Source organism: Desulfovibrio biadhensis (assembly GCF_055388615.1).
Map to the genome: position 1 here is coordinate 4,814,301 of NZ_AP042477.1, position 10,700 is coordinate 4,825,000.

Sequence of the window (10,700 nt, forward strand, 5' to 3'; positions counted from 1 at the left end):
GCATCCCGCTGCTTTTTCGAGTAACAATTATGTCCTAGAATGATGGGTACCTATAGCTGGACAATAAATTTCCATACATCATTCCAAGAGCAACTAAGCCCTGGCGTTGATGTGGTGTATTCCTTCATACCGCCTGAAAGCGGCAAGAAACGGCCAAGCCTGCAAATGGAATTGAGATGGTCGCCGCCCTTAATGACCGACCCAGTGAGCTTATTGACGCCACGGCGGATAGGATTGTTGGCAAATAGTCGCCTACCGTTCTATCTCCGGCGCTCGGTTCGACATCTCATGTCGGACAATCCGGTTTGCCTCCAGCCGAATGTGCTTCCCCCATTTCTTTTGCGCATAGAGCAAGGCGGCTTTCCTTGCGGCCTCGCTTCGAGCTGAAAAAAAAACGTCCCTTCCAGTGTCCCGTATGCTGGCTTCATCCTGAAGGGTGAACACCACGGCTCCCTTGCGATCAACATGGTGCCGAATGTCGGAAGTATCAACCCTGCTCTCCTGAAAAACCTGTTCCATGCGCAGGACGGCCTGAAGGCGGCTTTTCCCTTTACCGCTGACGCCGTTCAGTTCAAGGACTTCCCGTTCCCTGGCCGCGTGCTCAGCCCGCATCATGGCCTTGGCAGAAACCTGTTCCGCTCCGCGTTGTGCCCAACTTGCGGCTTCCTGCTCCGGCGCCACAATATGGGTGACGGAGCGTAGCACGGCCAGGGCAATTTCGTTTCCCTGTTCCGCCTTGTACTGCAGGAAGCCGTTCCAGGAAGTAAACGGAATCTCTTGACGCACGGCTTTGCGTGGTTCCTGAAAAGACAACCGGGCCTTGGCAAGGGCTTCCACTTCATGCTTGCGGGCCAGTTGCAACAGTCTGCGCAGGTTCTTTTTGGCGATGTTCTTGCGTTCCAGTTCTCGGCGCTTGATTGCCCATTCGGCTCGGATGGCGGCAAGGGCGGCGCTTTCCTGTTCCTTGACGCTTTGTAGCGCTGTCTTGCGGGCTTCGATTCCGGCCCGATATTCGACAAAAAGTTGGCCGCGCTCAGGCGACCGATGCAGGGGCGCGGCCGTATAGCGTGACAGTTCCCGGATACGGTCGAGGTGTTGCGGCGGCTGGTATGGGCCGAGGCGAGCTGTCAGCTTTTGCCTGGACAGGCTCCTGTCCAGGGCGCTGGCCTTCATGGCGTGGGCTGCACGCTTGCCGTGCCGGTCTTTGATGGCTAGGCCGTTGCCGTGGGGCTTGATCTCCATGCCATGCGCGGCCAGGGCCGCATGCAAATCTTGCCAGGCTGACGCTGCCTCCAGTGAAGACAAGACTGCCTCTCTATGGCTTTGGGCGTAGGATGCAAAGGACTGCTGACCGGTATGGGCCTCCACGGTCCTCGCCTTTTCATTGATGCGTGGTCGGTCGATGGAACTGCGCTCAATCCCCTGGTCGACAGCCAGGCCGAATTCACGCTCCAGTGCCCGGCAGACTTTGTCGCGGGTCCAGAAATCACGAAACTCCTTGTGGCAAGTGTATTTCTCCGGATGGATCATATTGTAGGCAACGTGCATGTGCAGGTTGGCTGTGTTCTTATGGACGCCGCAATGGCGCTGGTGATCGGCGTACCCGAGAGCGGAAGCGAAGCGTGCCTCAATAGCTTTGAATACCTCTGGAGTCAGCCTTGCCTCGTCTTCTGGACGGAAGCTGATGACCATGTGATAGGTCTTGTTGGCCACACGGGTATTTCGTTCCTGCACGTCCCTGACTTCGGCGACGCCTTCAGTGTAATCGTTCCCGCCAAGCATCCCCTCACACCAACTCAGGAGGCTCTTTTCTCCGGAATGATCGGTAGCAGCGATGTAGCGGGCCAAGCGGCCGTAATTGTCATTGGCTGCTCCGATGAACACGCGCTTGCTGATCATGCTACCGTATCCGCCCCACGGCTGCCTGCACTTCTCGCTGCCGAGCGTCCAGTTCATGCAGGAGCTTGTGGATGGTCAGTCGGTCGGCCCCGTTCGCCAGCGCCTGCTTGAGGAGACCGCCCAAGCGTCCAAGATCGCCTTTGAGACGGCGAAGCTCCAGCCGGGCTTCCTGGTGTTCCAGGCTGGGCACGGTGTAGCCAAGACAAACGCGCTTACAGAACGTCGAGAGCGATAATCCGGCCTTGGCGGCCGATGCCTGGATTTCGCCAAATTCTTCTGGGGTAAGATAGGACCTGAGAATGAGCTTTTTGCTGGGCATGGGGCCTCCTTTTTTCGTTGGAGGCGCGCCGGCCTGCGTGGATTGGAAATGGTCTGCTTGCGTCTGGATCAAGCAGGGAAAGCGAGCTAAGGGGAAATCTTCATCTACCAACTCCCGACCTGCATGGGAATTCTTCTATGGAGCCAACCCTCTTGAATCTGCGTTGAGCGGAACGCGAATAAGCAGCCCCGCAGGGCAGGACGGGAATGGAGCCGCCGAAGGTGGGTACACTTCCCTTGTCCTGCCCCTCAAAAGTGAGTGTAGTATACCACGGGTAAGCAGTCTAACATACACATAATGTTATAATATATCCATATTTACAAATTTATTTCTGTGTACCCTTATTGATAGTTGGTGCTCGCTTCGACTTTGATGCGTCCGGCTGGTCCTTGGTCGAGCTAGGCGGCGTAAGGATTCTGCTGAAGAATTCGGCATTTCTTTTGAAATTATGATGTAAGCGTTGAGTGGCTAGCGGGCAAAGATGCCAATTAGGCCGATGTCGTTTGTGATAAGTTGCAACTTGCAGCCGCAACATGACTCAAATTAGTGCTAAAGATATGGAAAAGTTACCTGCATCCCTTAAGCCGATGAATTGGTATAATGGATAGAGCAGAGTTGGCCACGATATCGCTTAAAAGCTGCTGAAAATTTATATCTGGTTTAGTATTCACAACAATTGTTGATCCAAATACAATTGCGTTCCTGCATGGTAAAGTAAAGTCATTTCCCAATCTTCGCCACCTTGAAGGGAATGTTCTTTTCAAAATGATCTTCCTGTTATAATTGTTGTCTCCCTACGATTTGAGCTGTCTGAAGGGCTCCAGAGAAAGGCCGTGACGTTTGATATGCGCATACAACGTCACGCGTGATACGCCGAGCTCCTTGGCTGCCGCCCGGACATTGCCGTTTGCAGTCTGCAACGCTTCCATTATGCGCTGCTTTTCCTGGCTGGGCTGTTCCCCCAGTTCCCGCAGTTCCTGCGGGTCCCCCTGCTCTCGCAGTCCGTGCGCCTCTGCATCCTCTGCGACGTTCTGGTCCCCGGCATCCAGCGTACCGGGCGCTGCCGTCTGTGGCATCGAGGGCGTGTCACGTCCCGACGCAGCCGAGGACACCGGCGACCAGAACTCCGACGGCAGGTCCGCTTTTCCAATGAATGGACCATCAGCGACGACAGCAGCCCGCTCGACCAGGTTCTCCAGCTCGCGGATGTTTCCCGGCCAGTCCCAGGCCTCCAGGCAGTGCAATGCTTCAGGGGTAAAGCCTTTCAACGGTTTGTTCAGTGTATGCGCCATTTTTTCCAGGAAAAAATAGGCGAGTTGCTGGATGTCGTCACGACGCTCACGCAAGGATGGAATAGGGATGGCCAGCACGTTGAGCCTGTAATACAGGTCATGCCGGAAGGTCCCTTCCGCCACCCTCCTGGCCAGATCGCGGTGTGTAGCCGCCACGACGCGGACGTCCACCTGGCGCGAACGCTTGCCGGGAGCTCCGTGGCGTGAGGCGCCGGTGAACGCGCCGCCTTCGTAGCCGAAGAGCTCGCTTTGCACCAGATCGCGGGGGATGGCCCCGCAGTTGATGACGATGAACGGCTGGTCGCGTCTGTCGCTGGCGTTGTGGATGGCTTGCGCGAACAGCTCCTTGCCCACCCCGCTTTGGCCCAGGATCAAGGTGGTCATGGCGTTTTCACTGGCCTTGTGCGCCAGTTGCAACGCCGTGCGCATGCTTTTTGAGCTGCCGATAATGTCCTGGAAGGTGTAGACGGCCTTGGCCCTGGTGATGCGGTTCGTCAGCTTGTGCACGCGCCGGCTCTCCCGAAGCGTTACGCACAGCCCCCCTTCCGGAATCGGTGACGAAGAATACACGCATTGCAGAAAGGAACCGTCGGCCAGACGCATGGAGCATTCGTTGTCTTTGACCCTGTTGCCGGACTGCAGGAAGCATTCCCCGCTGATCGTTTCGGCCAGCGCGGTGAAATCCCGGCCGATCGCATCATCCTGTACATGAAACAACTGCTTGGCGTAGCGATTTATCATCCTGACGTGGTTGTTGGCGTCCAACACAACAACCGCCTCGCCCAGGATCTCCATGATTGTCTGCGTCTCCTGAAGGAGATGGCGCAGGCGCATCTGCTCGGTCACGGCCTTTGCCGCGGCAATGACCAGGCCGAAGCCATGGTGGTTGAAGTTGTCGCGCGCCATGGTCATGGACAGGGTGCCCGCCAGCTTGTTTTCATAATCGAATATCGGCGCGGCCGCGCAGGACCAGCTGTCGAAGTATGGATTATAGTGTTCACAGCCCAGGACGCAGGTAGCCTGTTGCTCCACCAGGCAAATGCCCATGGACGTGGTGCCTTCGATGGGTTCGCCGCTGACAAGGCCACGCAAGGGCGTGCTGGGTCTGCGTCCGGCCCCCAGGTCGTCGCCGCGAGTGTACAGATAAACGCCATTCAGAATGCTGACAAACCCTCGCCAATCGGCGAGGGTTTTCTTATACTATCTTCATGCTAAAGCCGCCCAAAAATCAGCAGGTGAAAATGGAGTTTGTTTCGATCAACGAACTTGTCCCCATGAATCATCTGCTTCGCAAAATTGCCAAGGTTATTGATTTCTCCTTTATTCATGAGCTCACCAAGGATTTGTATTGCGAGGGCAATGGCCGTCCGGCCATTGAACCGGTGGTGCTCTTCAAAATGCTATTCATCGGCTATCTGTTTGGCATCCGCAGCGAGCGTCAGCTTGTCAAGGAAATCCAGGTCAATGTTGCCTATCGCTGGTTCCTTGGCCTGGGATTGCAGGACAAAGTGCCCGATGCCAGCACCATCAGCCAAAACCGGCGGCGCAGATTTAACGACACCAGCGTTGCCCAGGACATTTTTGACGGTATAGTGTTCCAGGCCATGAAAAAGAGGCTTGTCGGCGGACACACGCTTTACACCGATTCCACCCACCTGAAAGCCAACGCCAACAAGCATAAATTTACGGAAAAGCTCGTTGCCCAAAGCACGAAGTCATACTTGGGCGAACTTGAAGACGCCGTGGAGGAAGACAGGCGCAGGCATGGAAAGAAACCGCTGAAGCAGGACAACCGCGAAGCGGGGTCCAAGCGGATCAAGCAGAGCACAACCGATCCGGACAGCGGGTACATGGTACGCGAGGGCAAGCCTAAGGGCTTCTTTTACTTGGATCATCGCACTGTGGACAGCCGACACAACATTATCACCGACAGTTACGTAACTCCGGCCTCGGTGCATGACAGCATGCCCTATCTCGATCGGCTGGACCGACAAATCAACCGCTTCGGCTTTGCTGTGAAGCACGTCGGCCTCGATGCAGGATATTTCACCTCACACATTTGCAAGACGCTGGAAGAAAAGCATATTTATGGTGTCATTGGCTATCGTCGTCCCACTCGTCGCAAAGGGATGCTCCCCAAACGCGCCTTTGAATACCTGCCGGACAAGGACTGCTATCTTTGCCCCGAAGGCCAGGAGCTTCACTACTCCACCACCAACCGCGAAGGATATCGTCTCTATGACTCGTTACCAAAGGTTTGCCGCCGCTGTCCGTTACTGAAAGAGTGCACAACAAACCGGAATTGCAAGAAAACAGTGACACGCCATGTGTGGCGGGAATACGTGGATACGGTGGATGCGCACCGGCTCACGGAATTCGGAAAAAGAATCTATGCTCGCCGGAAAGAGACCGTAGAGCGCAGCTTTGCCGACGCCAAACAACTGCACGGGCATCGCTATGCTCGGTTCTGCGGCCTGGCTAAGGTCCAGGTTCAAAGCCTGCTTTCCGCCACATGTCAAAACATGAAGAAAATGGCCTTGCTGCTGGCCCCTTTGGGGCTGTCATACAAATATTTGCAGCCCAAATGCCTGTACTTTCTTCCTCAGTCTCTCTGTCTCGTTCGATTGGGGCCGATCGAGCCAACATCCCAGCTGGCAGCGGCCTGAAAAGAAATCGGTTCATAAAAACAAACCCCACTTTGCAAAAAGCGGGGTTTGTCAATGAGCTGGGCCGGGCTTATTTACCCGGCCTTTTTTCATGCGCCTGTCTCCACTGGACATGGGGCGCAGAGTAGATAAACTGCGCGCCATGATACTCCCTTCCATCGCACTGATAGCTGGTCTGGCGCTCCTGGTATGGAGCGCTGATCTTTTTGTAGAAGGATCCGCCTGCACGGCCCGCCATTTCGGCATGCCCCCCTTGCTCATCGGCATGGTAGTGGTGGGCTTTGGAACGTCTGCTCCTGAAATGGTTGTTTCAGCTATTTCAGCAATAGAAGGGAATCCGGGCATAGCTTTGGGCAATGCCTACGGGTCCAACATAACAAACATAGCCCTCATTCTGGGCGTCACGGCCTGCATAAGCCCCATCGCAGTGGGCTCCAGGGTGCTGCGCAAAGAACTGCCCCTTTTGCTCGGCGTGACCGCAATTGCCGCCTGGCAATTGAGTGACAATACGGTTTCTCGCCTTGACGCGATCATCTTATTGCTGCTTTTCGTCGTAATCATGGGCTGGACCATATTCCAGGGGCTACGACAACGAAGCGATGCATTCGGCAACGAAATGGAGCAGGAACTCACAGTCAATGCAAAGCCCCTTGGCCGCGCCCTTCTTATGCTTTTTGCCGGCCTGATCCTGCTCATCACCAGTTCACGCGTTCTCGTATGGGGGGCGGTGGAAGTCGCTCATGGCTTCGGAGTAAGCGATTTGCTTATCGGCCTCACAGTGGTCGCCATTGGCACATCACTTCCTGAATTGGCCTCGTCAGTCATAGCAGCGCGAAAAGGCGAACACGACATCGCGCTGGGCAATGTCATCGGCTCAAATATGTTCAATACCCTGGCAGTGGTAGGTATAGCCGGCGCCATTCATCCCATGGAAGCCTCCCCCGAAGTCTTTATCAGGGATATTCCTGTCATGGCTGCTTTGACCCTTTCCATATTCGCTATCGGTTTTGGAATTCGAGGCCAGGGGCGCATTAACCGTATGGAAGGCATTGCCCTTATTTTCTGCTACTTGGCTTACACTGGTTATCTAATCACAAAAGTAATCTGATTCCTCCCCACAATATCCCCGTAAGCGCATCCTTCAAAAATACCCTCAGAATGGTTAACCTAAAGGGTATAGGAGGGCTTATGTACAATTTTTTCAGAACGATCTTTACTGGAGTTCTTTTAGCTACCTTGTCATTTCCGGTCTTGGCGGCAGCATCACCCCCGGATGGCGTACCTCCTGGGCAACAAAGACACATGAGAGGTGGGCCAGGACACATGCAAGGTCAGGGTCGCGGCCATATGCAGGAAAGATACAGACCTGATCAGGGATACAGACAAGAGCAGATGGAGCAATATGGTCCAGGCACGCAACAAGGCCCACCACCACATGCTCCAGCCCATGGCTACAGACAAAAACATGAATACAGGTACTGGCCGGACCATAACATTTATTATGACCCAGGGCGGCCACTCTACTTTTATCATCAAGGAGGCAGATGGATCGAAGCGCCTCAACCCCCGGGATCATTACGTCTGGACCTTGGCAACGGTGTAAATATTGAGCTGGAAACCCCAATGCCTTGGCAGTTCAACAATGAACACAGAAGGATGTATGGACCTCGCTCCCAATAGGGAATCATTCCTTGTGAGGAACCAAACGTAAAAAGAAGCCGCCGGAAAGGAAACTTTCCGGTTTTTTTGTGTGTGGTGTGGATGTGGTGGGTCCAGAAACGCCAAAAGCCCGTCAGTTTGAGCTGACGGGCTTTCGTTGTAAAGGGTGCCCTGGCAACGGCCTACTTTCCCACAAACTACTCTGCAGTATCATCGGCGATGGAGGGCTTAACTGCCGTGTTCGGAATGGGAACGGGTGTACCCCCTCCTCCATGGTCACCAGGACAAATTTGTCCGGAAATATAGGAAGAAAGAGGGGGGAGGTTTTTATAATGAGATAGGCAAGACGCACGATCTATTAGTACCGGTTTGCTCAACACATTGCTGCGCTTACACACCCGGCCTATCAACCATGTAGTCTACATGGGATCTTCAGCTCCGAAGAGAGGGAGACCTTATCTTGAGGCAGGCTTCCCGCTTAGATGCTTTCAGCGGTTATCCTTTCCGATCGTGGCTACCCTGCTATGCCCTTGGCAGGACAACAGGTCCACCAGCGGATCGTTCACCCCGGTCCTCTCGTACTAGGGGCAACCCCTCTCAAGTCTCCTGCGCCCACGGAAGATAGGGACCAAACTGTCTCACGACGTTTTAAACCCAGCTCGCGTACCACTTTAATCGGCGAACAGCCGAACCCTTGGGACCTGCTTCAGCCCCAGGATGTGATGAGCCGACATCGAGGTGCCAAACCGCATCGTCGATGTGAACTCTTGGATGCGATCAGCCTGTTATCCCCGGCGTACCTTTTATCCAATGAGCGATGGCCCTTCCATACGGGACCACCGGATCACTAAGACCAACTTTCGTTCCTGCTCGAGATGTCTCTCTCACAGTCAAGCTCCCTTATGCCTTTGCACTCAACGGCTGGTTTCCAATCAGCCTGAGGGAACCTTTGCATGCCTCCGTTACTTTTTGGGAGGCGACCGCCCCAGTCAAACTACCCACCAGACACTGTCTCCAAGCCGGATAACGGCGTTGGATTAGAGCCTTAAGCAAGCAAGGGTGGTATTTCAAGGGTGGCTCCGCGAACACTAGCGTGCCCGTTTCACAGCCTCCCACCTATCCTACACATGCTTACCCAAAGCTCAATGTCAAGCTGTAGTAAAGGTGCACAGGGTCTTTCCGTCTTTCCGCGGGTAGACGGCATTTTCACCGCCAATTCAATTTCACTGAGTCTCTAGCTGAGACAGCGCGGAGATCGTTACGCCATTCGTGCAGGTCGGAACTTACCCGACAAGGAATTTCGCTACCTTAGGACCGTTATAGTTACGGCCGCCGTTTACCGGGGCTTCGGTTCAAAGCTTCGCATACGCTAACCTCTCCCCTTAACCTTCCGGCACCGGGCAGGCGTCAGACCCTATACGTCGTCTTGCGACTTAGCAGAGTCCTATGTTTTTAGTAAACAGTCGCCACCGCCATTTCTCTGCGGCTCCCTGGAGCTTAGGAAGTAAATTCCATCACCCTAAGGAGCACCCCTTATCCCGAAGTTACGGGGTAATTTTGCCGAGTTCCTTAGCTAGAGTTCTCTCAAGCGCCTTGGGATACTCTCCCCGCCCACCTGTGTCGGTTTGCGGTACGGTCTGTATATGGTATACTTAGCGGCTTTTCTAGGCGGCGTGGGCTCAATCACTTCAGGCCTTTTGGCCACGGCATCGCATCTCGACATTTAGAAGGGGCGGATTTGCCTACCCCTAAGCCTACATGCTTGCACCGGCTATTCCAACAGCCGGCTGACCTACCCTTCCGCGTCCCCGCATCGCGCCCATATACAGGTACAGGAATATTAACCTGTTTCCCATCAGTTACGCATTTCTGCCTCACCTTAGGGGCCGACTAACCCTGGGAAGATTAACTTTACCCAGGAAACCTTGGGCTTACGGCGAACGAGTTTCTCACTCGTTTTATCGTTACTCATGTCAGCATAATCACTTCTCCGTAGTCCAGCAGACCTTCCGATCCACCTTCATCCCATTGGAGAACGCTCCCCTACCGCGACCACAATGTGGTCACCCGAAGCTTCGGTACCATGCTTAGCCCCGTTACATTTTCGGCGCAGGATCATTAGACCAGTGAGCTATTACGCTTTCTTTAAAGGATGGCTGCTTCTAAGCCAACCTCCTGGCTGTCTGAACAATCCCACTTCCTTTCCCACTGAGCATGGATTTAGAGACCTTAGCTGTCGGTCTGGGCTGTTTCCCTTTCGACCCTGGACCTTCGCACCCAGAGTCTGACTCCCGTGTTAAACTGACGGCATTCGGAGTTTGATAGGGTTTGGTAACCTGGTGGGGCCCCTAGCCCTTTCAGTGCTCTACCTCCGTCAGTCATCACACGAGGCTATACCTCAATATATTTCGGGGAGAACCAGCTATCACCCGGTTTGATTGGCCTTTCACCCCTATCCACAGGTCATCCAAGAAGTTTTCAACCTTCACTGGTTCGGTCCTCCACTCAGTTTCACCTGAGCTTCAACCTGCCCATGGATAGATCACCGGGTTTCGGGTCTAATCCCACGTACTATGTCGCCCTATTCAGACTCGGTTTCCCTACGGCTACGCTTACGCTTAACCTTGCACGTAAGATTAACTCGCTGACTCATTATGCAAAAGGCACGCGGTCACGGAGCAAACTCCGCTCCCACTGCTTGTAAGCAATTGGTTTCAGGTTCTATTTCACTCCCCTATCAGGGGTTCTTTTCACCTTTCCCTCACGGTACTAGTTCGCTATCGGTCGCTGGTGAGTATTTAGCCTTGGATGATGGTCCACCCAGATTCCCACGGGGTTCCACGTGTCCCGCGGTACTCAGGAACC

Annotated in this window: 6 protein-coding genes and 2 rRNA genes (1 of these 8 only partly in view); 3 read left to right on the forward strand and 5 right to left on the reverse strand. The window is 54.3% G+C overall.

The features are described from left to right. Positions 1-252: 252 nt before the first annotated feature. The 3 genes from traI to ACZ5EH_RS20900 form a co-directional block, all read right to left on the reverse strand. Positions 253-1,899 carry a TraI/MobA(P) family conjugative relaxase gene (traI, locus tag ACZ5EH_RS20890; protein WP_464275794.1) on the reverse strand — a complete coding sequence of 549 codons (1,647 nt, stop codon included), beginning with the start codon at positions 1,897-1,899 and terminating at the stop codon, positions 253-255. Between the two features lies 1 nt (position 1,900). Further along, positions 1,901-2,218 carry a plasmid mobilization protein gene (locus ACZ5EH_RS20895; protein ID WP_464275795.1) on the reverse strand — a complete coding sequence of 106 codons (318 nt, stop codon included), beginning with the start codon at positions 2,216-2,218 and terminating at the stop codon, positions 1,901-1,903. Between the two features lie 794 nt (positions 2,219-3,012). Next, positions 3,013-4,602 (reverse strand): sigma-54 interaction domain-containing protein, encoded by a 1,590-nt coding sequence (locus tag ACZ5EH_RS20900; RefSeq protein WP_464275796.1) that lies wholly within the window; start codon positions 4,600-4,602, stop codon positions 3,013-3,015. Between the two features lie 116 nt (positions 4,603-4,718). Here ACZ5EH_RS20900 and ACZ5EH_RS20905 point away from each other — a divergent pair, with 116 nt between their 5' ends. The 3 genes from ACZ5EH_RS20905 (at position 4,719) to ACZ5EH_RS20915 (ending at position 7,779) form a co-directional block, all read left to right on the forward strand. After that, complete coding sequence (locus ACZ5EH_RS20905) at positions 4,719-6,176, forward strand: IS1182 family transposase (protein ID WP_464274022.1); 1,458 nt, start codon at positions 4,719-4,721, stop codon at positions 6,174-6,176. A 91-nt stretch (positions 6,177-6,267) separates the two neighbouring features. Next, positions 6,268-7,284 (forward strand): calcium/sodium antiporter, encoded by a 1,017-nt coding sequence (locus ACZ5EH_RS20910; RefSeq protein WP_464275797.1) that lies wholly within the window; start codon positions 6,268-6,270, stop codon positions 7,282-7,284. Positions 7,285-7,578: 294 nt separating this feature from the next. Next, positions 7,579-7,779, forward strand: a complete 201-nt coding sequence (locus ACZ5EH_RS20915; RefSeq protein WP_464275798.1) for a hypothetical protein — start codon at positions 7,579-7,581, stop codon at positions 7,777-7,779. Between the two features lie 225 nt (positions 7,780-8,004). Here the strand turns inward: ACZ5EH_RS20915 and rrf are convergent. Next, positions 8,005-8,119, reverse strand: a 5S ribosomal RNA gene (gene rrf / locus ACZ5EH_RS20920). A 53-nt stretch (positions 8,120-8,172) separates the two neighbouring features. Continuing rightward, positions 8,173-10,700: ribosomal RNA gene (locus tag ACZ5EH_RS20925) — 23S ribosomal RNA — on the reverse strand; it runs 403 nt beyond the window's last position.